This is a genomic window from Pseudotabrizicola sp., assembly GCF_030684215.1.
Classification (GTDB): domain Bacteria; phylum Pseudomonadota; class Alphaproteobacteria; order Rhodobacterales; family Rhodobacteraceae; genus Pseudotabrizicola.
In genome coordinates this window covers 73,976-98,991 of sequence record NZ_JAUXOV010000076.1, presented here as the reverse complement: position 1 = coordinate 98,991, position 25,016 = coordinate 73,976, and the positions used below count along the sequence as shown (strand labels likewise).

At 60.5% G+C, this 25,016-nt stretch carries 25 protein-coding genes; 5 read left to right on the top strand and 20 right to left on the bottom strand.

Going from position 1 to position 25,016, the window contains the following annotated elements:
• Positions 1-13 precede the first annotated feature (13 nt).
• The 19 genes from Q8K08_RS19490 to Q8K08_RS19400 form a co-directional block, all read right to left on the bottom strand.
• Positions 14-1,552, bottom strand: a complete 1,539-nt coding sequence (locus Q8K08_RS19490; RefSeq protein ID WP_305251402.1) for an NADH-quinone oxidoreductase subunit M — start codon at positions 1,550-1,552, stop codon at positions 14-16.
• Between the two features lie 18 nt (positions 1,553-1,570).
• A complete protein-coding gene (nuoL, locus tag Q8K08_RS19485; protein ID WP_305251401.1) occupies positions 1,571-3,697 on the bottom strand; it encodes an NADH-quinone oxidoreductase subunit L in 2,127 nt (708 codons plus the stop codon).
• Between the two features lie 4 nt (positions 3,698-3,701).
• On the bottom strand, positions 3,702-4,007 hold the full coding sequence (gene nuoK / locus Q8K08_RS19480) for an NADH-quinone oxidoreductase subunit NuoK (RefSeq protein WP_103333769.1): 306 nt from the start codon (positions 4,005-4,007) through the stop codon (positions 3,702-3,704).
• Between the two features lie 83 nt (positions 4,008-4,090).
• Entirely contained in the window at positions 4,091-4,705 is a 615-nt protein-coding gene (locus tag Q8K08_RS19475; RefSeq protein ID WP_118150873.1) for an NADH-quinone oxidoreductase subunit J, read from the bottom strand.
• A complete protein-coding gene (locus Q8K08_RS19470; protein ID WP_305251398.1) occupies positions 4,702-5,112 on the bottom strand; it encodes a carboxymuconolactone decarboxylase family protein in 411 nt (136 codons plus the stop codon). The genes Q8K08_RS19475 and Q8K08_RS19470 overlap by 4 nt, the downstream gene beginning before the upstream one ends.
• Before the next feature lie 5 nt (positions 5,113-5,117).
• Entirely contained in the window at positions 5,118-5,612 is a 495-nt protein-coding gene (gene nuoI, locus Q8K08_RS19465) for an NADH-quinone oxidoreductase subunit NuoI (RefSeq protein WP_304797589.1), read from the bottom strand.
• Between the two features lie 2 nt (positions 5,613-5,614).
• Positions 5,615-6,652 (bottom strand): NADH-quinone oxidoreductase subunit NuoH, encoded by a 1,038-nt coding sequence (gene nuoH, locus Q8K08_RS19460; RefSeq protein WP_304797584.1) that lies wholly within the window; start codon positions 6,650-6,652, stop codon positions 5,615-5,617.
• A 16-nt stretch (positions 6,653-6,668) separates the two neighbouring features.
• Complete coding sequence (locus tag Q8K08_RS19455) at positions 6,669-7,070, bottom strand: hypothetical protein (RefSeq protein WP_304797586.1); 402 nt, start codon at positions 7,068-7,070, stop codon at positions 6,669-6,671.
• Between the two features lie 3 nt (positions 7,071-7,073).
• The gene (nuoG, locus tag Q8K08_RS19450) at positions 7,074-9,083 is read right to left on the bottom strand and encodes an NADH-quinone oxidoreductase subunit NuoG (protein ID WP_305251394.1); all 2,010 of its coding nucleotides are present in this window, start codon (positions 9,081-9,083) and stop codon (positions 7,074-7,076) included.
• A gap of 114 nt (positions 9,084-9,197) precedes the next feature.
• Positions 9,198-9,599: a DUF5333 domain-containing protein gene (locus Q8K08_RS19445; RefSeq protein WP_304802477.1), complete on the bottom strand. Its 402-nt coding sequence runs from the start codon at positions 9,597-9,599 to the stop codon at positions 9,198-9,200.
• Positions 9,600-9,706: 107 nt separating this feature from the next.
• The gene (locus Q8K08_RS19440; RefSeq protein WP_305251392.1) at positions 9,707-9,973 is read right to left on the bottom strand and encodes a hypothetical protein; all 267 of its coding nucleotides are present in this window, start codon (positions 9,971-9,973) and stop codon (positions 9,707-9,709) included.
• Complete coding sequence (gene nuoF, locus Q8K08_RS19435) at positions 9,973-11,268, bottom strand: NADH-quinone oxidoreductase subunit NuoF (protein ID WP_305251390.1); 1,296 nt, start codon at positions 11,266-11,268, stop codon at positions 9,973-9,975. The genes Q8K08_RS19440 and nuoF overlap by 1 nt, the downstream gene beginning before the upstream one ends.
• Positions 11,269-11,278: 10 nt before the next feature.
• Complete coding sequence (locus Q8K08_RS19430; protein ID WP_305251388.1) at positions 11,279-11,503, bottom strand: DUF5337 domain-containing protein; 225 nt, start codon at positions 11,501-11,503, stop codon at positions 11,279-11,281.
• Between the two features lie 9 nt (positions 11,504-11,512).
• A complete protein-coding gene (locus tag Q8K08_RS19425) occupies positions 11,513-12,679 on the bottom strand; it encodes an NADH-quinone oxidoreductase subunit E (protein ID WP_305251386.1) in 1,167 nt (388 codons plus the stop codon).
• Positions 12,679-13,914: an NADH-quinone oxidoreductase subunit D gene (locus Q8K08_RS19420; RefSeq protein WP_304800847.1), complete on the bottom strand. Its 1,236-nt coding sequence runs from the start codon at positions 13,912-13,914 to the stop codon at positions 12,679-12,681. The genes Q8K08_RS19425 and Q8K08_RS19420 overlap by 1 nt, the downstream gene beginning before the upstream one ends.
• Before the next feature lies 1 nt (position 13,915).
• Positions 13,916-14,863: a sulfotransferase gene (locus Q8K08_RS19415; protein ID WP_305251384.1), complete on the bottom strand. Its 948-nt coding sequence runs from the start codon at positions 14,861-14,863 to the stop codon at positions 13,916-13,918.
• Entirely contained in the window at positions 14,864-15,493 is a 630-nt protein-coding gene (locus Q8K08_RS19410; RefSeq protein ID WP_304800867.1) for an NADH-quinone oxidoreductase subunit C, read from the bottom strand. It abuts the gene before it with no gap.
• Positions 15,494-15,519: 26 nt separating this feature from the next.
• The gene (locus tag Q8K08_RS19405) at positions 15,520-16,053 is read right to left on the bottom strand and encodes an NADH-quinone oxidoreductase subunit B family protein (protein WP_304800851.1); all 534 of its coding nucleotides are present in this window, start codon (positions 16,051-16,053) and stop codon (positions 15,520-15,522) included.
• Entirely contained in the window at positions 16,044-16,409 is a 366-nt protein-coding gene (locus Q8K08_RS19400) for an NADH-quinone oxidoreductase subunit A (protein WP_103333782.1), read from the bottom strand. The genes Q8K08_RS19405 and Q8K08_RS19400 overlap by 10 nt, the downstream gene beginning before the upstream one ends.
• 529 nt (positions 16,410-16,938) lie before the next feature.
• On the opposite strand from Q8K08_RS19400, the gene Q8K08_RS19395 reads away from it, so the two are divergent.
• Complete coding sequence (locus Q8K08_RS19395) at positions 16,939-18,117, top strand: acyl-CoA dehydrogenase family protein (protein WP_304800855.1); 1,179 nt, start codon at positions 16,939-16,941, stop codon at positions 18,115-18,117.
• Positions 18,114-19,247 (top strand): CaiB/BaiF CoA-transferase family protein, encoded by a 1,134-nt coding sequence (locus tag Q8K08_RS19390; protein WP_305251381.1) that lies wholly within the window; start codon positions 18,114-18,116, stop codon positions 19,245-19,247. Before Q8K08_RS19395 ends, Q8K08_RS19390 begins: the two co-directional genes overlap by 4 nt.
• Here the strand turns inward: Q8K08_RS19390 and Q8K08_RS19385 are convergent.
• Positions 19,244-20,146, bottom strand: coding sequence for a LysR family transcriptional regulator (locus Q8K08_RS19385; RefSeq protein WP_305251380.1), 903 nt, complete (start codon positions 20,144-20,146; stop codon positions 19,244-19,246). The genes Q8K08_RS19390 and Q8K08_RS19385 overlap by 4 nt on opposite strands.
• 158 nt (positions 20,147-20,304) lie before the next feature.
• Here Q8K08_RS19385 and Q8K08_RS19380 point away from each other — a divergent pair, with 158 nt between their 5' ends.
• From Q8K08_RS19380 to Q8K08_RS19370, 3 genes are all read left to right on the top strand, one after another.
• Positions 20,305-21,021, top strand: a complete 717-nt coding sequence (locus Q8K08_RS19380; RefSeq protein ID WP_304800861.1) for an isochorismatase family protein — start codon at positions 20,305-20,307, stop codon at positions 21,019-21,021.
• Positions 21,022-21,102: 81 nt separating this feature from the next.
• Entirely contained in the window at positions 21,103-23,181 is a 2,079-nt protein-coding gene (locus Q8K08_RS19375) for a hydantoinase/oxoprolinase family protein (RefSeq protein ID WP_305251378.1), read from the top strand.
• A gap of 12 nt (positions 23,182-23,193) precedes the next feature.
• Positions 23,194-24,981 (top strand): hydantoinase B/oxoprolinase family protein, encoded by a 1,788-nt coding sequence (locus Q8K08_RS19370; RefSeq protein ID WP_305251376.1) that lies wholly within the window; start codon positions 23,194-23,196, stop codon positions 24,979-24,981.
• The last annotated feature ends 35 nt before the right edge of the window (positions 24,982-25,016 follow it).

Genomic DNA, 25,016 nt, shown 5'->3' with positions numbered 1-25,016 from the left:
GTTCCCGCTTCCTTTACTGCTGGGCCAGTTGCGTATCACCCAAGACGGGGATCGCGGCCTGATAATCGGTCACAAGAGCGGTGACGCTGGGGCCGATGATATCGGTGACCAGCGACGGATAGACGCCCAGAAGCAGGGTCATGAACACCAAGGGCGCAAAGATTGCCTTTTCGCGGCGGGTCATGTCGGTGATCGACTTGAGCGCCTCTTTGATCAGCTCTCCCATCACCACGCGGCGATAGAGCCACAAAGCATACGCCGCCGACAGGATCACACCCGAGGTGGCCACGGCAGCGACCCATGTGTTCACCTGGAAAACGCCGACCAGCACAAGGAATTCGCCCACAAAGCCAGAGGTGCCCGGCAGGCCCACGTTGGCCATGGTGAAGAACATGAAGATCATCGCATAGGCCGGCATCCGGTTCACCAGACCGCCATAGGCGTCAATGTCCCGAGTGTGCATGCGGTCATAGATCACGCCCACACACAGGAACAACGCGCCCGAGATAAAGCCGTGGCTGATCATCTGGAAAATCGCGCCGTCAATGCCCTGCTGGTTGGCGGCAAAAATCCCCATCGTCACATAGCCCATATGGGCCACCGACGAATAAGCGATCAGCTTTTTCATATCCTGCTGCGCAAGGGCCACAAGCGAGGTGTAGACGATGGCAATCGCCGACATCCACAACACAACGGGCGCCAGCACATCCGACCCCACCGGGAACATCGGCAGGCTGAAGCGCAAAAAGCCGTAGCCGCCCATTTTCAGCAAGATCGCAGCAAGCACCACCGACCCTGCGGTGGGGGCCTGCACGTGCGCATCCGGCAACCATGTGTGCACCGGCCACATCGGCATCTTGACCGCAAAGCTGGCAAAGAACGCCAGAAACAGCATGGTCTGCAATCCGCCGACCACCGTAATCCCCAGCACCGAGAATGTCTCGGACGCAAAATCATGGGTCAGCAGCGTTGGAATATCCGTCGTGCCCGCATCCCAATACATAGCGATCATCGCGACCAGCATCAGGACAGAGCCAAGGAAGGTATACAGGAAGAACTTGAACGCGGCATAGATCCGCTCTTTGCCGCCCCAGATCCCGATGATCAGGAACATCGGGATCAGCCCGGCCTCAAAGAACAGGTAGAACAGCACCAGATCCAACGCGCAGAACACGCCCAGCATCAGCGTTTCCAGCATCAGAAACGCGATCATGTATTCCTTGACGCGGGTTTCCACTGTCCAGCACGACGCGATGGTGATCGGCATCAGGAACGTGGTCAGCATCACAAACAGGACCGAGATACCATCGACCCCCATCTTGTATTTCAGGCCAAGGATCCAGTCGTATTCTTCAACGAACTGCATGCTGGTGTTGCCCGGATCGAACCCAGCCAAAATGAACAGCGAGACAAGGAACGTTGCCGATGTGGCCAGCAGCGCCAGCCACTTGGCGTTGTTCTGGGCAGCGACGTCATCGCCACGCAGGAACAGCGCCATGATGACGGCAGCCACTGCGGGAATGAAGGTGATGATGGAAAGCAGGTTGTCCATGGATACTCTTTCGCCCCCTTACTGCGCGCCAGACAGCGTGAGCCAGGTGATCAGGGCAACAACCCCAAGGACCATGGCGAAGGCATAGTGAAAAACATAGCCGGACTGCGCCCGACCGGCGAGGCGGGTCAACATGGGAATAATCCCCATCGCCACGCCGTTGATGGACCCGTCAATAACAGCCCCATCGCCCTTTTTCCAAAGGAAGCCCCCCAGCCACTTGGCGGGGCGCACGATTGTCCAGTCATACAGCTCGTCGAAATACCATTTGTTCAACAGGAAAAGGTAAAGCGGGCGCTGGTTGGCCGCCAGTCGCCCCGGCAGCGACGGGTTCTTGATGTAGAACAACCACGACAGCGCAAAGCCAAGCACCATGGCAACAAAGGGGCTGACCTTGACCCATGTTGGCACATAATGCGCGTCATGCAGCACGGTGTTTTCCGGCCCGATAAAGATGGCGCCTTTCGGTGCCACAGCGGCCTGATGCGCGGGTTCAGCTTCTGCGGCGCCTTCGGCAGCACCTTCTGCGGCTTGGGACGCTACGACGGCTCCTGCCACCGGGGCGGCCTCTGCCTGTGTCTCGTGATGTGCAGCATCCAGACCGAACCAGTTGCGCACCTTGTCTTCATCGCCAAAGAACACGCTGTACCAGATCATCCCCGAGAACGCCGCGCCAAGCGCCAGCACCCCCAGCGGGATCAGCATGACGGTCGGGCTTTCGTGCGGCTCGTGGGGGTGGTCATCGTGACCGTGTACGTGGCCATGCCCCACCGTACCGGCGCGGTTCTTGCCGTAAAAGGTCATGAACATCAGACGCCAGGAATAGAAACTGGTCATCCCTGCCGCGACCACCAGCAACCAAAACGCGCCTTGATTGCCAACAAAGGCCGATTCAATCACCGCATCCTTGGACAGGAACCCGGCGAACCCAATATGGGTCAGCGGAATGCCGACACCCGTGATCGCCAGCGTGCCGATCATCATCGCCCAAAACGTGTAGGGGATTTTTTTGCGCAACCCACCATAGTTGCGCATGTCCTGCTCATGATGCGTGGCGTGGATCACCGAGCCTGCGCCCAGAAACAGCATCGCCTTGAAGAACGCATGTGTGAACAGGTGGAACATGGCCACCGAATAGACGCCCACACCCGCCGCCACGAACATATAGCCAAGCTGCGACATGGTGGAATAAGCGATCACGCGCTTGATATCGTTCTGCACCAGACCAATCGTTGCTGCAACAAAGGCCGTCGCGGCCCCCAGCACGGTGATCATCGTCATCGCCGAGGGTGCATATTCATAGACCGGCGACATGCGGCAGACCAGAAACACACCGGCAGTCACCATGGTGGCCGCGTGGATCAGCGCCGACACCGGGGTCGGGCCTTCCATCGCGTCGGGCAGCCATGTGTGCAGGAACAGTTGCGCCGATTTCCCCATCGCGCCAATGAACAGCAGCACGCCAATCAGGTTGGCCGCGTTCCAGTCGGCCCACAGGAACCGGACGCTGGTTTCTGCCAGGGCCGGAGCGGCGGCAAACACCTCATCAAAGCGGATCGAGTCGGTCAGGTAGAACAGCGCGAAAATGCCAAGGGCAAAGCCGAAGTCACCCACGCGGTTGACCACGAACGCCTTGATCGCGGCCGCATTGGCGCTTGGCTTTTTATAGTAGAACCCGATCAGCAGGTATGAGGCCACGCCCACGCCTTCCCAACCAAAGAACATCTGAACAAGGTTGTCAGAGGTGACCAGCATCAGCATGGCAAAGGTAAAGAACGACAGATAGGCAAAGAACCGTGCACGGTAATGCTCGTGATGGCCCCAGTTGTCGTCATGCGCCATATAGCCGAACGAATACAGATGCACCAAGGCCGACACCGAGTTCACGACGACCAGCATGATCGCGGTCAACCGGTCAACCCGGATGCCCCATTCACTGCCCAGCGTGCCAGATTCGATCCAGCGCAACAGCACCACGCGGTAGGTCTCACCGTCAAAGGTCAGAAAGATGATCCATGAAAGGAATGCCGCCAGAAACACCAAGCCGGTGGTGATGATCTGCCCGGCACGTTCGCCAATGATGCGCCAGCCAAAGCCGCAGATCAGCGCGCCAACAAGGGGCGCCAGAAGAATGATCGTTGCCATGGGTTCAGCCTTTCATCACGTTGACGTCTTCAACGTCGATCGTTCCACGGTTGCGGAAGAACACCACCAGTATCGCAAGCCCAATCGCCGCCTCGGCCGCCGCAACGGTCAGGATGAACATAGTGAACACCTGCCCCACCAGATCGCCCAGATGGCTGGAAAACGCGACCATGTTGATGTTCACCGCCAGAAGCATAAGTTCAATCGACATCAGGATGACGATGACATTCTTCCGGTTCAGGAAGATGCCGAAAATGCCGATGACGAACAAAGCCGCCGCGACTGTCAGGTAATGTTCCAGACCAACCATTCTCAAGTCCCTCCGGGTCTTTGCCCCGTTTTGTCTTTGTCGCAGAGGCGGGGTGAACCCCGCCCTACCCTATTTCTGAAGCCTTAGAGACCTTGCCCCGGCTTTACGTCTTTCAGCTCCATCGCCTTGGCCGGATCGCGCCACATCTGATGCAGCACGTTCTGGCGCTTTACATCCTTGCGGTGGCGCAGGGTAAGCAAAATTGCACCGATCATGGCGACCAGCAGGATCAGACCCGAAAGCTGAAACAAAAGCAGATACTTGTCATAGATCAACAGCCCCAGTGCGCGGGTGTTTTCCACCTGATCCATCGCGGGTGCCACCGCCTGACGCAAGCCCATCGCGCCTTCGGCCTGAACCCAAGCACCAATGCCCAGCGACAGCTGCATCAGCAGCACCACGCCGATCAGCAGACCCAGCGGCATGTAACGCGCGATCTCGCCCTTGAGCGCGGCAAAGTCGATGTCGAGCATCATCACCACGAACAGGAACAGAACCGCGACCGCGCCGACGTAGACGATGATCAACAGCATCGCCACAAACTCGGCGCCCAAGAGCACAAACAGCCCGGCCGACGACAGGAACGCAAGGATCAGCCAGAGCACCGAATGCACCGGGTTGCGGCTGATGGTGACCATAAGACCTGCCGCGACCACGACGATCGCAAAGGCATAAAAGGCATAATCTGCGACGGTCATTCGTCAGTCCCCTCAGTATCGGCAAACACGCTTTGCGCAATTTCCAGCGCTTTTTGCATGGCCGGCAGGCCGCCGAACATGCTCATCTGCCAGATCACCTCGGCGATTTCGCGCTGTGTGGCCCCGGCGGCAAGCGCATGGCGCACCGACAGTTTCAACTGCGGCTCGGCTTGCGCGCCCAGAACGGTCAGCGCGGCAATGGTGACCAGCAGGCGGGTTTTGGCATCCAGCCCTTCGCGGTTGAAGGTCTTGCCGAACCACATCTCCATCATGTCTTTTGGCATGGTGGGGAACAGCTTTTCCATCCCCCCCATCTTGATGCCCTCGGCCCCTGGATTGAAAGAGCGCAGCATTTCCTGCCCGCTTTCCATCATCTGTTGCAGCATCTTGGTGTAAGCGTCATTCATGGCCATCACCGATACGGTGCGTCGAGTTCGAGATTGCGGGCAATTTCCGCCTCCCAACGCGCGCCATTATCAAGCAGTTTGTCCTTGTCATAGAACAACTCCTCGCGGGTTTCTGTGCTGAACTCAAAGTTCGGGCCTTCGACTATGGCATCAACTGGGCAGGCTTCCTGACAAAAACCGCAATAGATGCATTTGGTCATGTCGATGTCATAGCGGGTGGTTCGCCTGCTGCCATCGTCACGCGGTTCGGCATCGATGGTAATGGCTTGGGCCGGGCATACCGCCTCGCACAGCTTGCAGGCGATGCAGCGTTCTTCGCCATTGGGATAGCGGCGTAGCGCGTGTTCGCCACGGAATCGTGGCGACAGCGGCCCTTTTTCATGCGGATAGTTCAGCGTGGCCTTAGGTGCGAAGAAGTACTTCATCCCCAGGGCAAACCCCTTGAGAAAATCCTGTAACAGGAAATACCGGGTCGCGCGGTTCCAGTCGATGTTAGCCATCATCAGCCCCCAATCGTCCAGCGGGCCCAAGCGCCGCCCAGAACTTCGAATTTCGCAAGGAATGCCACCAGCACAACCCAACCCAAGCTCAGCGGCAGGAAGACTTTCCAGCCAATGCGCATCAGTTGGTCGTAGCGATAGCGCGGCACGATGGCTTTCACCATGGCGAACAGGAAGAAGAAGAACGCCATTTTGATGAACATCCAGAAGAAGCCATCAGGCAGCCCCGGAATGGGCGACAGCCAGCCGCCAAAGAACAACAGCGTCATCAGAGCGCACATCAGGAAGATGGCGATGTATTCTCCGGCCATGAACAACAGGTATGGGGTCGAGGAGTATTCCACCATGAACCCGGCCACCAGCTCGGACTCCGCTTCCGGCAAGTCAAACGGCGGGCGGTTGGTTTCGGCAAGTGCGCTGATGAAGAACAACACCACCATCGGCAGATGCGGCAGCCAGTACCACGAGAACAAGCCATAAGCCCCGTCCTGCGCCGCGACGATGGCCGAGAAGTTCATCGACCCGGTCGAGATGATGATGCCAATGATGATCAGGCCCAGCGACACCTCATAGGAAATCATCTGCGCGGCGGACCGCAGCGAGCCGAGGAACGGGTATTTGGAGTTCGACGCCCACCCCCCCATGATCACGCCGTAAACCTCAAGCGAAGACACCGCGAACACGAACAGGATCGCCACGTTGATATCGGCCAAAATCCAGCCATCGTTGAACGGGATCACCGCCCAGGCCAGCATCGCCAACACGAAAGACAACATGGGCGCGAGGAAGAACACCGGGCGGTCAGCACCCGCAGGCACCACGATTTCCTTGACCACATATTTCAGCGCATCGGCCACCGATTGCAGCAGGCCAAAGGCCCCCACAACGTTTGGCCCCCGTCGCATCTGCACCGCGGCCCAGACCTTGCGGTCGCCATACACCAGAAACAACAGGCTGATCATCACGAAGCCCACGATCAGCAGGCTTTGCGCCGCGACCAGAACCAACGTGCCCATTGGCGTTGCCAGAAAGTCAGACATTCTCAGCCTCTCATCTTCAAATCGTCGGTATCCCAAGCGCCCCACAATCACGCACCGTCACTTCGGCGTCGATCGTGCGGAGTCCGGGTGGCAGTGCGGCCGAGATCAGATAGACCGCGTCCCCCCGCCAGGTATTTCCTGTCTTCGCCACTGTGGTCCGCACATGGCGCGCAAACCCAAATCCACGGATCAGCGCGTATTGTGCAGCCGCACAGCGGCCATATGCTTCAACATCATCATTTCCGCGCCCACCCTGAAGGGCGACGCGGAAGCTGACCATGTCGTCTTGCAACAGCACGGTCTGAATGCCCTGATACGATGGCACGAAGTCGCCCTGTGACACGGCCCCAGTCTCGGCACAAGCCGACAGCGCCACGAAAGCGGCGGTCAGGCTGGCAAGAACGGGCGCGTGGGGCATCGGCTACTCCGCCGCCAAAGGTGTGGCCGCCCGCGCTCGGGCCATGGCGGACAGTTCCGCCATCACCTGCGACGACCGCGCAATCGGGTTGGTCAGGTAGAAATCGGGGACCACGGGGCGGAAGGTTGCCTTTGCCGGGTCGCGCAGCGCAAGCGGGGTCCAGCCATTGTCGGCCAGATCATCAATCTGCCCCAGATGCGGATGAGCCGCGACCAGTGCACGGCGCAGGGCGGCCAGTGAATCCCACGGAAAGGTTGCCCCCAGTTCTGCTGACAAGGCGCGCAGAATAGCCCAGTTTTCCTTGGCTTCACCCGGCGCAAAGCCCGCGCGCATCGCCAGTTGCGGACGGCCCTCGGTGTTGACGAACAGGCCATTTTCCTCGGTATAGGCGGCACCCGGCAAGATCAGGTCGGCCCGGTGCGCGCCACGGTCGCCGTGGCTGCCCTGATAAATCACGAACGGGCCAGCTGCGATATCCACCTCATCCGCGCCAAGGTTATAGACCACCTGCGCGCCATCCATCGCGGCAGACATGCCGCCATCGGTCACAGCGCCAACATCCATGGCGCCGACACGCGCAGCGGCAGTGTGCAGCACCAGAAACTTGGCCCCCATCACCTCGGCCAGTTTCATCGCCTGAGACAGAACCGCCTCACCATCGGCTTCGTTCAAGGCACCCTGGCCAACGATCACGATCGCATTCGCCGTCTCTGCCGCGTCAGCGGTCGCCTTGACCAAGGCCGCACGGTCATTGCCCGCGTGGCTGTGGTCATAGGTCAGATCTGCCGCCTGCCCGATCAGCGTGATATTCGCGCCCTTCGCCCATGCCTTGCGGATACGGGCGTTCAGTACCGGAGCCTCGTCGCGCGGATTGGTCCCGATCAGGATGATCGTCTTGGCCGTGTCAATATCTTCAATCGCCGCCGTGCCAACATAGGCCGAGCGGTTGCCAGCGGGCAGCTTTGCCCCATCGGTGCGGCATTCAATGCGGCCACCAAGGCCTTCGACCAACGTTTTGAGGCTGAACACAGCCTCAACCGGGGCCAGATCGCCGACGATAGCCGCAACGGTCTTGCCCTTCATCGCGGCCGCAGCGACGGCCAAAGCCTCACCCCAGCCCGCTTTGCGCAGCTTGCCATTCTCGCGGATATAGGGCGTGTCCAGCCGCTGGCGGCGCAGACCATCCCAGATGAACCGGGTTTTGTCGGAAATCCATTCCTCGTTCACGCCATCATGGTTGCGCGGCAGGATGCGCATGACTTCGCGCCCCTTGGTATCGATACGGATGTTGGACCCCAAAGCATCCATCACATCGATGGATTCGGTTTTCGTCAGCTCCCACGGCCGCGCGGTAAAGGCATAGGGTTTGCTTGTCAGCGCGCCCACCGGGCACAGGTCAATGATATTGCCCTGAAGGTTCGAGTTCAGCGTCTCATTCAGGTAGCTGGTGATCTCACTGTCTTCGCCGCGCCCGGTCTGGCCCATCTGGGTGATGCCCGCAACTTCCGAGGTGAAGCGCACGCAGCGGGTGCAGGAAATGCAGCGCGTCATGGTGGTGGCGACCAATGGGCCAAGGTTCAGATCCTCGGACGCGCGCTTTGGTTCGCGGTAGCGGCTGAAATCAACGCCGTAAGCCATCGCCTGATCCTGCAAGTCACACTCGCCGCCCTGATCACAGATCGGGCAATCCAGCGGGTGGTTGATCAGCAAAAACTCCATCACGCCTTCGCGGGCCTTCTTGACCATCGGGCTGTTGGTTTTCACCAAGGGCGCTTCGCCATTCGGACCGGGACGCAGATCACGAACCTGCATGGCACAGCTTGCCGCCGGTTTGGGCGGGCCGCCGACCACTTCAACCAGACACATCCGGCAGTTGCCCGCGATTGTCAGGCGCTCGTGATAGCAAAAGCGCGGGATTTCCACGCCTGCCACCTCGGCCGCCTGAATGATGGTCATAGCGCCATCAACCTCGACTTCGATGCCATCAATGCTGATCTTCTTCAGGTTCGTCATCTGCTTACTCCGCAGCCATCGTGGCAAAAGGGACGGACAGCCGCCCCCGCGCCGTGTTCTGAGCCGTGTTCTGGGCCGGGCAGCGCACTGCCCGGCTGAATATGTGCGCCAAGGTCACCGTGTTACCCTCAGCAATGCGCCGACAAGACTGCCGCGCGCGATCTCTTCCGTGCCCGCCGCGCAATAAGCGTCAGCCTTGCCCGGAACCGCCCCTTTGGACGCCAGCCAAGCCGCAGCTTCGGCGCGCCCACGCGCTTTTTCAGACTTGCTTTCCACAAAGGCCCGCACTTCGGCAGCGCTATAGCCCTGCGACAAAGCATAATCGCGCAGCTTCAAAAGTTCGTTCAGCGCGCGCAACTTGCGCGGCTGCATCGTCGGGCAATTGTCCGCAATCGCATCGGCAATAAACCCGCTGCGCAGCGTGTCGTTGATCCGCTTTTCCTGATTGATCGGCACCAGCGCAAAGGCGGGCACGGCAAGCATCAGGGCGGCAAGTGTCATCGGGATCAGTTTCATCAGGGCCTCCTTGGCATTCCATGCCAAGGAGATAGGCGCTGTTTGCGCTGATAGGCGATGACAAGACCGGGTGTTCACGCAAACTTGGGCTGTTATCGGATAGCGCATCAGACGCACCCCCCGACATAAACCCATGTACCCGCCTCAAACCGGTCATAGACACCTGGGCGCAGGCGGCGGCCCTGCGCGGCATAGGTGGCATCGGCCACCCGGCGCGCGGCGGCCCCATCATACTGGCGGAAGGGTTGGCCATTGTTGGTCACCCGCAACGGGGCAACAGACGGCGCAGCCGCACCCTGACCAGCACCTTGCGGGGCTGGTTGCACACAAGCGCCAAGCGCCAGCGTCAGGGAAAGGGCGGCGCTCTTGCCCATCACTCAGCCGCAACCGCGCTGATGCGCCCGGTCTTCTTGGCCTTGATCCGGTCTTCGATCTCATCGCGGAAATGGCGGACCAGGCCTTGGATCGGCCAGGCCGCGGCATCGCCAAGAGCGCAGATCGTGTGGCCCTCAACCTGCTTGGTCACCGACAACAGCATGTCGATTTCCTCTACCTCGGCCTCACCACGCACCAGACGGTCCATCACCCGCATCATCCAGCCGGTGCCTTCACGGCAGGGCGTACACTGGCCACAAGACTCGTGCTTATAGAACTTTGACAGCCGCCAGATCGCCTTGATCACATCGGTGGACTGATCCATCACGATGACAGCCGCCGTCCCAAGACCCGAGCGCTGCTCGCGCAGCCAGTCGAAATCCATGATCGCATCATCGCACTGCGCCGCGTTCAGCATCGGCACCGAAGACCCACCGGGGATCACCGCCTTGATGTTCTTCCAGCCGCCGCGCACACCGCCGCAATGACGATCCAGCAGCTCTTTCAGCGGGATCGACATTGATTCTTCGACCACGCAAGGCGCGTTCACATGGCCCGATATGGCGAACAGCTTGGTGCCTGCGTTGTTTGGGCGACCAAAGCTCGCAAACCACTCCGGCCCACGGCGTAGAATGGTCGGCACAACGGCAATAGATTCCACATTGTTCACGGTTGTTGGGCAACCATACAGGCCAGCGCCAGCCGGGAACGGCGGCTTCATCCGCGGCATGCCCTTCTTGCCCTCAAGGCTTTCCAGCAGCGCGGTTTCCTCGCCACAGATATAGGCCCCGGCCCCATGGTGGAGGTAAAGGTCAAAATCCCAGCCCGATTTTGCGGCGTTCTTGCCCAGCAGGCCCGCGTCATAGCATTCGTCTATCGCGGCTTGCAGCGCCTCTTTCTCGCGGATGTATTCCCCGCGAATGTAGATGTAGCAAGCGTTGGCATTCATCGCAAAAGCCGCGATCAGCGCACCCTCGATAAGCGTATGCGGATCGTGACGCATGATTTCGCGGTCTTTGCAGGTGCCCGGCTCGGACTCGTCAGCGTTGATCACAAGATATGCCGGACGCCCATCGGACTGCTTTGGCATGAACGACCACTTGAGGCCGGTCGGGAACCCCGCCCCGCCGCGCCCGCGCAAGCCCGATGCCTTCATCTGTTCGATAAGCGTATCGCGGCCGCGTGCGATGATCGCAGCCGTGCCATCCCAATGACCACGCTTTTTCGCCCCGGCAAGGCTGCGGTCATGCATCCCGTAAAGGTTGGTAAAGATGCGGTCCTGATCCTTGAGCATCGTCTTTTCCTTATCCCCGACGCGAGCGCCAGATCTGATACGTCACAACCAGCGCCCAGATGAACGCGGCAATTGCGGCAAAGTCGAACAGAAAGACATAGCGGGCATCCCAGCCCCGTTGTCCGCCCAGATATTGCACGCCAATCCAAAGCAGCATGGTCCCGGCCAGAACGAATGCCACAAGCCGGGCCTGAAGCGCCAGTTTGCGTGCGTGGTCTGGGTCTGGCCGGTTCATTCAAGCCCCTTAGTAGTCGTTGGTCTTGGCCCGGATGCGGAATGCCTCCAGCCCTTCGGTCACGATGATCTTGGCCTGTGGCACCCATTTGTCGCGGGTCACACGGCCACGGAACCCTTTCAGATTCTGGTCCATCCAGGCGATATCTGCCCCGGACCAGCCAGCAATCTGGTCAAAGTGGAAAAAGCCAAGCTCGTGGCACAGCTTTTCCAGCACAGGGCCAATGCCCTCAATTTCTTTGAGGTTGTCAGCGGCCCCACCGCGCGCAGCTGTCAACCCCTTGGGCTTCACCGCTTCGGATGCCACAGCGCTGGCTTCGGCTGGGGTGCTTGCCGGGTCATCCTTTGACACTGGCTTGCCCTTTGACTGCGCTGGCGCTTCCTGCACCGTCACGCCAGTATCATCCGCCGGACGGCCCGCACCCGGTTTGGGTTCGCTGAACTTGGCACCACTTTTCGGCGCTTTCGGTTTGCCCAGCCATGGCGTGGTCAGCGGCACTTCGGTGCCATCAATCCGCTTGACCGTCTCGCCGATATCCACCGCAAGCTGCGCGCTGGCGTTATAGGGTTTGCGCCCCGCCTCATGGTCTTTGAGCGAGGTCAGCCCGGTCAGCGGCTCGGACGCGTAACGCCCGTTTTGCGGGCCGGGAACCGGCACTTCGCCAGCGCTGAACCGCGCGATCAGGTCGCGCAGCTTTTCAGGCGTCAAATCTTCGTAGTAATCCTTGCCGATCTGGGCCATCGGCGCATTGCTGCACGCACCCAGACATTCGACCTCTTCCCACGAGAATTTGCCATCTGACGACACTGTATGTGGCTGCTTGGCAATCAGTTCCTGACACACCGCAATCAGGTCTTCGGCACCGCAGATCATGCACGACGTTGTGCCGCATATTTGGATATTGGCAATTGACCCAACCGGTTGCAGCTGGAACATGAAGTAGAATGTCGCCACTTCCAGCGCGCGGATATAGGCCATACCCAGCATACCCGCCACATATTCAATCGCCGGACGCGTCAGCCAGCCATGCTGTTCCTGAGCGCGCCACAAAAGCGGGATGATGGCAGAGGCCTGCCGCCCCTCGGGGTATTTGGAAATCTGCCCCTGCGCCCAAGCAAGGTTTGCGGGCGTGAATTCAAACGAGGCAGGCTGGTCTTTGTGAAGGCGGCGCAGCATTAGCGGTCGATCTCCCCGAACACGACGTCCATCGTGCCGATGATGGCAGAGACGTCAGCAAGCTGATGCCCCTTGCAGATATAATCCATGGATTGCAGGTGCAGAAATCCCGGCGCGCGGATCTTGGCGCGGTAGGGTTTGTTGGTACCGTCGGCCATCAGATAGACGCCGAATTCACCCTTGGGAGCCTCAACCGATGCGTAAACCTCACCAGCGGGCACGTGGAACCCTTCGGTGTAAAGTTTGAAATGGTGGATCAAGGCTTCCATGCTGGTCTTCATCTCGCCACGCTTGGGCGGCGTGATCTTGCCACGGGCCAGCACATCGCCCTTTTCCACCCGCAGTTTCGCGCAGGCCTGCCGGATGATGCTGGTCGACTCGCGCATTTCCTGCATGCGGCACAGATAGCGGTCATAGCAGTCGCCGTTCTTGCCAATCGGAATCTTGAAGTCAAATTCGTCATAGCATTCATAAGGTTGGCTGCGGCGCAAATCCCATGCCAGACCAGAGCCGCGCACCATGACACCAGAGTAGCCCCATGTCAGGATATCTTCCTCTGTCACGATACCGATGTCGGCATTGCGCTGCTTGAAAATGCGGTTTTCGGTCAGAAGTGTGTCGATGTCATCCAGAACACGCGGGAATTCCACCGCCCATTGGTCGATATCTTCCACCAGCCGGTCGGGCAGATCAACGTGAACGCCACCGGGGCGAAAATAGGCGGCGTGCAGGCGGGCACCACAGGCCCGCTCATAGAACACCATCAGCTTTTCACGTTCCTCAAAACCCCAGAGCGGCGGCGTCAGCGCCCCCACGTCCATGGCTTGCGTGGTCACGTTCAGCAGGTGGTTCAGCACCCGACCAATCTCGGAATAAAGCACCCGGATCAGCGATGCACGGCGCGGAACCACTGTTCCGGTCAGCCGTTCTATCGCCAAACACCATGCATGTTCCTGATTCATCGGCGCCACATAGTCGAGCCGGTCGAAATAGGGCAGGTTTTGCAGATAGGTGCGGCTTTCCATCAGCTTTTCGGTGCCACGGTGCAGCAGGCCAATATGCGGATCGCAGCGTTCGACAATCTCGCCGTCAAGCTCCAGCACCAAGCGCAAAACGCCATGGGCCGCAGGGTGTTGCGGGCCGAAGTTGATGTTAAAATTGCGGATTTTCTGCTCGCCCGTCTCAAAGTCGGTCGAACCGTCGTCATAGGTGTTCTTGCGGATATCGCCGTCCATATTATCCTGCCTTGCTCATGACGTGAGGCCCGATTTTCGACACATCAAGAAAACTCGGACGCTTTGCATCCATTGCTGACAAATCCCAACCGCGTGGCACCGCGTTGCCAAACGCATCGTAGACGCGTCGATAAACCGAAGCCAGCAGCCAGCGAAAGATCATTATTTGGTCTTCCGTCATTTTTGCCTCGACTCCGGCCCTGACACGGCGGCTGTAATCTCCCGGCTTGAAGCCGATATTCAGGAAATTACACAGTTCCAGCATGGCGTTATCCGAGAACAAAGTCTCGTAAAACATGTATTTGACACGATCCTTGGGCAAATGCCCAAGCGCAAACAAAGTGCCAGGATAATTGCTCCGCGCGAGCATATGATCTTCATGCCCCTCAAGCAGTGAGGAAATCAGCATCTCTGCGGTATACTGAACCTGACCACTGGCCCTGCGCCTGCGCAGTTCCATCTGCACCTGGGACCACAGACGGCTGACCGGATCGCGCAGAATGTAGATCATTTTGGCACCGGGGAAAGCCTGAAGCATCGAGGTCATAACCCCTGGCCCCAAGGTGCAATAGGCTGGCGTGATATCGGCCACCCAAGGCGACGCCCCGGCGTCCTTCACCATAAACCGACGGTAAGCGGCGTGGTCTGACTCTTTGGATTCGTGCATCTTTACAAGGTCAAGCACCGTATTAAGCGACACCGGATCTCCCGGTTGCGCGCCCCGATTTTCCGCCCCATCACCTGCCGTTTCGAGCATGCTTTGCACGGCATTGCGTCGCGCATGATAGAATCCTGCCTGATTGGGATCATGCAACACGTTGAAATAGTGCATTTCCTTCACTGGCGGAACATGCACCTGCGGATGCGCGGAAAAATAGTCGTAAAGCCAAGTGGTCCCTGCCTTTTGCGCACCAACGCAAAAGAGGTGGTTTGGCACAGGTGCAGACACCTATTTGCCCCCCTCGGCAGACTTGCGCGGTGCCCCCGCCTTGTCGTCACCGGGCAGCACGTATTGCGCGCCTTCCCATGGCGACATGAAATCAAACTGCCGGTATTCCTGCACCAGATTGACCGGCTCATAGACCACGCGCTTTTGCGCCTCATCGTAGCGCACTTCGGTGTAGCCGGTGGTGGGGAAATCCTTGCGCAGCGGATGGCCGCGGAAACCGTAATCGGTCAGGATGCGGCGCAGGTCAGGGTGGCCGGAAAACAGGATGCCGAACATGTCGAACACTTCGCGTTCAAACCAGTTGGCACTAGGGTACACATCAACCAGTGACGGCACCATGTCCTGTTCCCCCACCGCGATCTTGATGCGGATGCGGTGGTTTTGATACATCGACAGGAAATGATAGACCACATCGAAGCGACGCTCGCGGGTCGGGTGATCAACCGCAGTAATATCCACCAACGACGAAAACCGGCAGCCCGCATCGACACGCAAAAAATCGCTGAAATCAGCGATATGGCTGGCGACCACCTCCAGCGTCAGTTCGCCAAAAGCGATCCGGCTGGACAGCACATCATTGGGCCGCTTCATCTCGATATGGGCGGCAAGCTCTTGCAAGGCTTCCGATATCTGGGCTTCGGACATGTCGTTTCTCCTCAGCGGGTCAGGGTGCCTGTGCGGCGGATCTTCCGCTGCAACTGCAAGATGCCATACAAAAGCGCCTCAGCGGTCGGGGGGCAGCCCGGAACGTAGATATCGACCGGCACGATCCGGTCACAGCCACGCACCACCGAATAGCTGTAGTGGTAATAGCCGCCGCCATTGGCGCACGATCCCATGCTGATCACATAGCGCGGTTCCGGCATCTGGTCGTAAACCTTGCGCAGCGCCGGGGCCATCTTGTTGGTCAGCGTACCCGCAACGATCATCACGTCAGACTGGCGCGGGGAAGCGCGCGGCGCAAAGCCAAAGCGCTCCACGTCATAGCGCGGCATCGAGGTGTGCATCATCTCGACCGCACAGCAAGCCAGACCAAAGGTCATCCAGTGCAGCGACCCGATGCGCGCCCAATTGATGATATCTTCGGTCGAGGTCAGCAAAAACCCCTTGTCCTGCAAATCGCGGTTCAGGGCTTGGGTAGCGACATCCATATCACCGCCTGCCGTGTTGGCTCCTGCCATCACTCCCATTCCAAGGCCCCCTTCTTCCATTCATAGGCAAAGCCCACAGTCAGCACGCCAAGGAACACGATCATCGACCAGAACGCAGTCATACTGATTTCTCCAAAGGCAACCGCCCAAGGGAACAGGAACGCGACCTCAAGGTCAAAGATGATGAACAGGATCGACACGAGGTAAAACCGCACGTCAAATTTCATCCGAGCATCATCGAACGCGTTGAACCCGCATTCATAGGCCGACACCTTTTCAGGATCGGGATTTCGCACCGCAAGCACTGCGGCAGCCAGAAGCAAAACAAGCCCCAGCCCAATCGCAAGTGCGAGTAAAACGATGATTGGAAAATACTCTCGGAGAAGTGCGTCCACGAGATGCTCCTTCGGCTGGCGACTGCGAGCTGCGGATGCTGGCGATCCGCTTGCACTCTTGCGAACTCGTTTACTCTGCTCCCCCACCGGGGTCAACGGAGAGGGGCACGAAATCCGTCTGGAAACGCACGAGATTCGTAAATTGTATGCACTTGAATACTGCGCGCCCGCGCCGCATGCCGCAGCGCAGCGTCCGAATCGGCGGTGGCTGCGGTCCCGGCGGATCGCGCCCACGCCTTGCCCCACCGCCCCACGGGCAAGGCGCGTGGCCCCAGCCCGTTCCGCCGCGCCATACCGGGACGGCGGAGCCATGTAACACATTGATTAATAGTTGCATTATTGCGAATAGATCCCTGACGCCAAGGGGTTGCGCGCGGCGCGGCAGCGGTGCTGCGGCAGGGGCAAAGGCCGATGCGACCACCGATTCACCTCCCATACGCGCAGCACATAGCTGAAAGTCTGCGTCACTATTTCAATTTCGCCAGCAAACCTGTCACCAATGGCACCACGCAAAAGGAGCCCTTCGGCGATGAATGCATTTAATCCAACGGTCGAATTTGACGCAATCCGCGACGGTGTGGCGCGGGTCTGTGCCGGGTTTCCCGGCAGCTACTGGCGCGATCTGGACAGCCGCCGCGCCTATCCGACAGATTTCGTCAACGCTTTGATCCGCGAAGGATGGCTTGGCGCGATGATCCCCGAGGCCTATGGCGGGTCGGGGTTGAGCCTGTCGGCGGCGGCGGTGGTGCTTGAGGAAATCCACCGTCAGGGCTGCAATGCCGCCGCCTGCCATGCGCAGATGTATACGATGGGCACCTTGCTGCGCCATGGCAGCGAGGACCAGAAACGCCAATACCTGCCGGGCATCGCCGATGGGTCGTTGCGGCTTCAGGCCTTTGGCGTGACAGAGCCGAGTTCCGGCACCGACACGCTGGCGCTCAAGACCTTTGCCCGGCGCGAGGGGGATGAGTATGTCATCAACGGCCAGAAGATCTGGACCTCGCGGGCCGAACATTCCGACCTGATGATCCTGCTGGCACGCACCACCCCCCGCGAGGAGGCGCAGACGCGCACCGATGGGTTGTCGGTGTTCCTGATCGACCTGCGCGGCAAGATCGGCAATGGCATCGACATTCGCCCGATCCGCACCATGATGAACCACGCCACCACCGAGGTTTTCTTTGACAACCTGCGGATCCCCGCCACCGCCCTGATCGGCGACGAGGGCAAGGGCTTTCGCTATATCCTGTCGGGGATGAATTCCGAACGCATCTTGATTGCCGCCGAATGTATCGGCGATGCGAAATGGTTCATCGACAAGGCCTCGACCTATGCCAAGGAGCGGGTGGTCTTTGGCGCCCCGATCGGGCGCAATCAGGGGGTGCAATTCCCGCTGGCCCGCGCCTATGCCCATATGATCGCCGCCGAGGCCATCGTCTACCGCGCCGCGGCCCTGTATGACGCGGGCCACAATCCGGGGGTCGAGGCCAATACCGCCAAAATGCTGGCCGCCGATGCCAGTTGGGAGGCCGCCGAGGCCTGTGTGCAGACCCATGGCGGCTTTGGCTTTGCCGAAGAATATGACGTGGAACGCAAATTCCGCGAGGCGCGGCTATATCAGGTGGCCCCGATCAGCACCAACCTGATCCTGTGCTACATCGCCGAACAGGTGCTGGGCCTGCCCAAAAGCTACGGGGCACCCGCATGACCGCCGATCTGGACGGAATTCTGGTGGTTTCGTTGGAACAGGCGGTGGCGGCCCCGCTTGCCACGTCGCGACTGGCCGAGGCGGGGGCGCGGGTCATCAAGGTCGAACGCCCCGAAGGCGATTTTGCCCGCCGCTACGATACGCTTGTCCATGGGGAAAGCGCCTATTTCGTCTGGTTGAACCGGGGCAAGGAATCCATCGCGCTGGACCTGCGCCGTGCCGAGGATCTGGCGCTGTTGCGCGCGATGGCGGCCCGGGCGGATGTCTTTGTGCAAAACCTTGCCCCCGGTGCTGCGGATCGTCTGGGGCTTGGCCGGGACGCTTTGTGCGCGGCACATCCGGGGCTGATCTATGTCTCGATCTCCGGCTATGGCGAGGAGGGGCCGTATCGCGACCAAAAGGCCTATGACATGCTGATTCAGGCCGAGTCCGGGCTTTTGTCGATCAACGGCACCGCGCAAGGCCCGGCGCGGGTGGGGATTTCAGTTTGTGACATTGCGGCGGGGGAAACCGCCTTTGCGGGCATCCTGCAATCGCTGATCGCGCGGGAGCGCAACGGCATTGGACGGCATGTCGAGGTATCGCTGTTCCAGACGATGGCGGACTGGATGAACGTGCCCTATCTGCAATCGCATTACGGCGGGATGGCCCCGGCGCGGATGGGGGTGCAGCACCCCAGCATCGCGCCTTATGGCGCCTTTGTCTGTGCCGATGGCCGCGCGGTTCTGCTGTCGGTGCAAAGCGACCGCGAATGGGTCAGCTTTGCCGCGGGCATTCTGGGCCGGGCGGACCTTAGCCAAGACCCGCGCTTTGCCACCAATGTCGCGCGGGTGGCGCATCGCGACCAGATCGACGCGCTGATTGCCCCGGTGATGGCCGCCCTGCCCCGCGATCAGGCCATTGCGCTTTTGAACCGGTCGGGCATCGCCTGCGGGCGACTGTCGGATCTGGCCGATCTGGCAGACCATCCACAGGCCCGCCGCACCCGCGTGGCCACGGCAAGCGGACCGGTGGATCTGATGGACCGGGGTTTGCGGTTTTCCGATGCGCGCGATTCCCTGCCTGCGGTGGTGCCGGGCGTCGATGAACATGGCGCGGCCCTGCGCCACGAATTCGCGCCGCCCCCCTAGGCAGACCCCAGCGGCAGGTTGCGCGCCACCGCCACAAAGGCGCGCAATTGCGGGCTTTGATTGCTGCGTTTCCACACCAGAACCGTGCGGGACCGAAACTGCGGATGCATGATCTGGCGCACCTCGACCGTGCGGCCCAGAAAGCCGATCAGGCTTTCGGGATAGATCGTCACACCCAGCCCCGCCGCAACCAGACCGATCAGCGCCAGCGTATTTGACGCCTCCAGCGTGACCCGAAGCTTCACGCCCTCGGCGCTGAACAGATCATCCAGCCGCCAGCGGTATTCATCCCATTCGCGCATATCGCCAAGGATTAGATCCTGATCGGCCAGATCGACCGGGGTGATCGTCGGGCGGCGCAACAGGTCGTGGTTGCGCGGCGCCACCACATACAGCGGCTCCGAGGTCAGCGGCAGACTGTAGTAATCGGGATGATCAAACGGTCCGATCATATACCCCACATCCACCTCATCCTGTGCCAGCGCGATCTTTTGCCCTTGGGTGCGGATATAGCGCAGCGCCACTTCGACATGGGGGTGGGCGGTGCGAAAGCGCGCCACCGCCTGCGGCATCGCCTCGGTCGCGGCAAAGGCCATATAGGCCAGCCGCAGAGTGCCGGCCTTGCCCTCGGCAATGCGGCGCGCAGCAACGACCGTATCGTCATAGCGCTGCACCAGATGGGCGTTGTCATCGTAAAACCGTCGCCCCGCCTGAGTCAGCGCCACATCGCGCGTGGTGCGTTCCAACAGGCGAAACCCCAGCGCATGTTCCAATTTCTGAATCCGGCGGCTGAGCGCGGATTGGTCAAGGTTCAACCGGTCCGCCGCGCGGCGAAAGTTCAGCTCTTCGGCCAGCACCAGAAAGGACTGCACATGTTCCACCCCGGCAAATCGCGCCATATCCCGCCCCGATCAGTAATGCATATCGCGCATCAATACTTGCGAACATGCCATTTCTCCAAGCGGATTTTATGCGGCATCTTGGTGTCATCGCTTTCGATATTGGGCAAGGACTTCAGGTCGGCGCCCGTCATTTTCTGCATCAATGGAGAACAAAAATGAGTGATGTTGACGCCAAGGAACTGGACCGTCTGCTGCAACAGGCTTTTGACACCGCGTCAAAGCTGTATCAGGAACGCGGGTTCCAACGCCGCGTGGGCTTTGGCAAGCGCCCCGCTCTTGTCAGTGTCGATCTGGCCAATGCCTGGACCCGCCCGGGCAACCCGTTCACCTGCGATCAGGAAAAGATGGACGGCGAGATCATTCCGGGCATGCAAAAGCTGCTCAAGGCGTTCCGTGCTGCAGGCCTGCCGGTGATCCATGTCACCACCGCCTATGAAATCACCGACCGCAACGCCGATTTCACCGACATGGGCCTGTGGCACAACAAGATCCCGATTGATGTCGTGAACCTGAAAGACAAGGATCTGTGGGCCATCGACAGCCGCATCGCCCCGGTTCCGGGCGAATACACGCTGCTGAAAAAACGCGCCTCGGCGTTTCATGGCACCGAACTGGGCGGCATCCTGCGCGCCAACAACGTGGATACCATCCTTGTGACCGGCGTGACCGCCTGCGCCTGTGTGCGCCAGACGGTCTGTGACGGCATCGCCGATGGCTTCCGCCCGATCGCGGTCCGCGAATGTATCGGCGACCGCGTGCCGGGCGCTGTGGCATGGAACCTGTTCGACATCGACGCCAAGTTTGGCGACGTCCAGACGGTCGAGGAATGTCTCAGCTATATCAACGGTCTCGCGGCCAAAGCCGCAGCCTGACCCCGGCGACGGGCCGCCCCCGTGCGGCCCGCCCCTCTTTCCACGGCCAAAAGCGCCGGGACGTTCAACAGGAGAGCAATCATGGCCAGAATTGGCGTCGATGTGGGCGGCACGAACACCGACCTTGTTCTGGAATGCGCAAAGGGCGTGTTCTACCACAAGGTGCCAACCACCCTCAAAAACCAGTCCATCGGCGTGGTGCAAGGCGTGCAGGGGATCTGTCAGATGGCCGGGATCGCGCCCTCTGATGTCGAGACCATCGTGCATGGCACCACCACCGCAACCAATATCACCATCGAACACAACGGTTCCGATTGCGGGATGATCACCACCCAAGGCTTCCGCGACATCCTGCACATCGGGCGGCACAAGCGGCCCTATAACTTCTCATTGCATTTCGATGTGCCGTGGCAAAGCCAGCCGCTGGTCAAGCGCCGCAACCGGGTGGCGGTGGCCGAACGCATACTGCCGCCCGACGGGCGGATCGAAACGCCGCTGGACGAAGACGCGGTCCGCGCCGCCTGCGCCCTGTTTCGCAAGCGCGGGATCAAGTCGATCGTCATCGGCTTCATGTTCGCCTTTCTGAACGACGCTCATGAAAAACGGGCGCGCGACATCGTGCTGGAGGAAATGCCGGACGCCTACATCACGCTGTCGTCCGAGGTGGCGAATGTGATGCGTGAATATGAACGGTTTTCCACAGCCGCGATGAATTCCTATGTCGGGCCGAAAACCGCCTTTTACCTGCGCGATCTGGATGCCCGCCTGCGCGAGGCGGGTGTGACGTCCCGTCTGCGGATCATGCAATCGAATGGCGGCGTGTCGACCGTCGATGCCTGCGCGCGCCGTCCGGTGCGCATCCTGATGTCGGGGCCTGCGGGCGGTGTGATCGGCGGCGCATCCGAAGGCGTGATGGCCGATGAGCCGAACATCATCACCGTCGATATCGGCGGCACCTCGGCCGATATTTCGACCATCCCCGGCGGCGTGGTCAAGATCATGAACCCTCGCGACACCTTTGTCGGCGGCCATCCGGTGCTGACCCCGATGATCGATCTTGTCACCATCGGCGCGGGCGGCGGATCGGTTGCCTTTATCGACGAGGCCGGGGCCTTTCACGTCGGCCCGCGCTCTGCCGGATCGGAACCGGGACCGGCCTGCTATGGCCGGGGCGGCACCGAACCCACCGTCACCGACGCCCAGATCGTACTGGGTCGGCTGGACCCGGACATGGCGCTTGGCGGCGATCTGAAGCTGGATGCCGCCCTGTCCTTCCGCGCGGTCGAGGAAAAGATCGCAAAGCCGCTGGGGCTGAGTGTGACCGATGCGGCACTTGGGATCATCAAGATCATCAACAACAACATGGCGCTGGCGATCCGGTCCAATTCGGTGGCGCGCGGGGTTGATCCGCGGGCGTTTTCCATCATGCCCTTTGGCGGGGCTGGCCCCCTGCACGGGGTCGCGCTGGCCGAGGCGATGGCCTGCAAGGATGTAATCGTGCCGGTCGCCCCCGGCATCACCGCCGCGGTCGGCCTGCTGAAAACCGACCTGCAATATGAACATACCGAAGCGGTGATTGTAGAGTTGGGCAAGGCCGGGGCCGCCGATCTGGCCCGCATCAATGCCGCGACCCAAAGCCTGCGCTCCCGCGTGCAAGAGGAGCTGGACAGCGACGGCATCGCGCGAACGGCGCAACAGATCACCGTGATCGCGGAATGCCGCTATCATGGTCAGGGGTTCGAGCTGCGCGCCACCCTGCCCGAGGGCGAGATCACGGCCGAGAACCGCCATGTGATTTCCGACAGCTTCCACGACCGCCACCAGACTGATTACGGCTACAGCTACCGCGAGGCCGAGGTCGAACTGATTACCCTGCGCGCCATCGGCTCTGCCTCGGTGCGGCGGGTCGATATTCCGAAAATCGCCCGCACGGACGGATCGGGCATCGCACATGCGCTGATGTTCACCCGCCCCACCACCTTTGACGATGGCCGCACGCTGGACACCCCGCGCTATGACCGAACCAAGTTGCGGGCGGGAGATCTGGTCGAGGGCCCGGCGCTGCTGCACCAGCACAATGCCACCACGCTGATCCCGCCCGGATATGTCGCCGAGACGCTGGATTACGGCAACACCCGCATCCGCCCCATCACCGCGTAAGGAGGGCCCGTCATGAACAAAATCACCCCGATCGCCGAGACAGTCGATCCGATCACGCTTCAGGTCATTCGCGGCAGCTTCGAGACGATTGCCGAGGAAATGGGCCATGTGCTCTATCGCATGTCGTTTTCCTCCATCATCCGCGAAAGTCAGGATCTGGGCGCGGGCCTGTTTGATGCCGATTTCAACACGCTGTGCGAAAGCGAAAGCACGCCGATGCACATCGGGTCGATCCCCGGCTATCTGCGCGGCATTGCGCAGACGTTGGAGGATGGCGAATGGTATGAGGGCGATGTGGTGGTGCATAACCACCCCTATTACGGTGCCTCGCATACCCCCGATCTGGCCATCGTGGTCCCGGTGTTTTATCAGGACCGTCTGGTCGGCTTTGCCGGAAACACCGCGCATCATGTCGATATCGGCGCGGCCACCCCCGGCCTGATTATCGACGTGCCAGATGTCTTTGCCGAAGGCATGTTGTTTGCCGGAACCAAGCTTTATCGCAAGGGCGCGCCCAACAATGCGATGTGGAACTATATCCGCCGCAATTCCCGTGCCGCGGGCCAGTTGGTGATGGACATCGAGGCACAGGTCGCCTCGGCCCGGATGGGGGCGCGCCGCTTTGTCGAACTGCTGGAGAAATACGGCGAAGACACGGTCTTTGCCGCCGCACGGCAGTTGATGGATTATGCCGAGCGCATGACCCGCCAACGCATCAGCGCCATTCCCGACGGCGATTACACCGCCGAAGGCTGGCTGGACGACGATGGCCGCAATCGCGATGCGCAGTTGAAGGTTAAGGTGACCGTCCGGGTGCGCGGCGATGAGGTCGAGGTTGACCTGACCGGGTCGGCCGACCAGACCCCCACCGCCTATAACGTACCGTTCGAGGGCTCGACCAAGGTGGCGGCCTATGCGGGGTTTCGCAAGCTGCTGCTGGATGCCGCGACATCCGATCTGCGGGTGCCGTCGAACGAGGGCTCGTTCCGCCCGATCAAGGTGACGGCCCCCTTGGGGTCGATCTTCAACCCGCGCGCCCCCGCCAGTGCAGAAGCGCGCTTTACCCAATGCAACCGAATGATCGACCTTATCATCCGGGCGCTGGCCCCTGTGATGCCCGATCAGGTGATCGCGGGGTCGTCTGCCTCGATCAGCTTTGCCGCCTATTCGGGGCTGCGGCCCAATGGCGATTACTGGGTGTTTCTGGAGGTAAACGAGGGCGCCTATGGCGGGCGGCCCCGGTCGGACGGGCCGGACTGCATCGACAACCTGATGGCCAACACCCGCAACAACCCGCTTGAAGATCTTGCGATGCATATCCCGATGATCTGCGACCGCTATGAGTTGCGCGATGACGCCCCCCCCGGCGCGGGCGCGCATCGTGGCGGGATCGGGGTGGTCAAATCGCAACGCGTGCTGACGCCAGCCTTTATCACCCACGAATCCGAACGCCACACCGATGCGCCCTGGGGCATCTTTGGCGGGGCTGACGGCGCGGTGGGGCGTTGCACCATCACCAACCCCGACCGTCCGGGCGAAGAGCAAGAGATGTATTCCAAATTCTCGGGACTGGCGGTACAGGCCAATGATGTGATGACCTATTACAGCCCGAATGGCGGCGGCTATGGTGATCCACTGACGCGCCCGCCGCTCAAGGTGCTGGAGGATGTGCTGGATGGTTTCGTGCGCGAGGCCGATGCGCGCGACAGCTACGGCGTGGTGCTGGACCTTGACGCGGAAACCGTGGACATGCCCGCAACCGAGTCCTTGCGCACAAAAATGCGCACCATTCGCGGCTGAACCTTCTTCTGTCGGCACAACAGCTATGCAAGGCC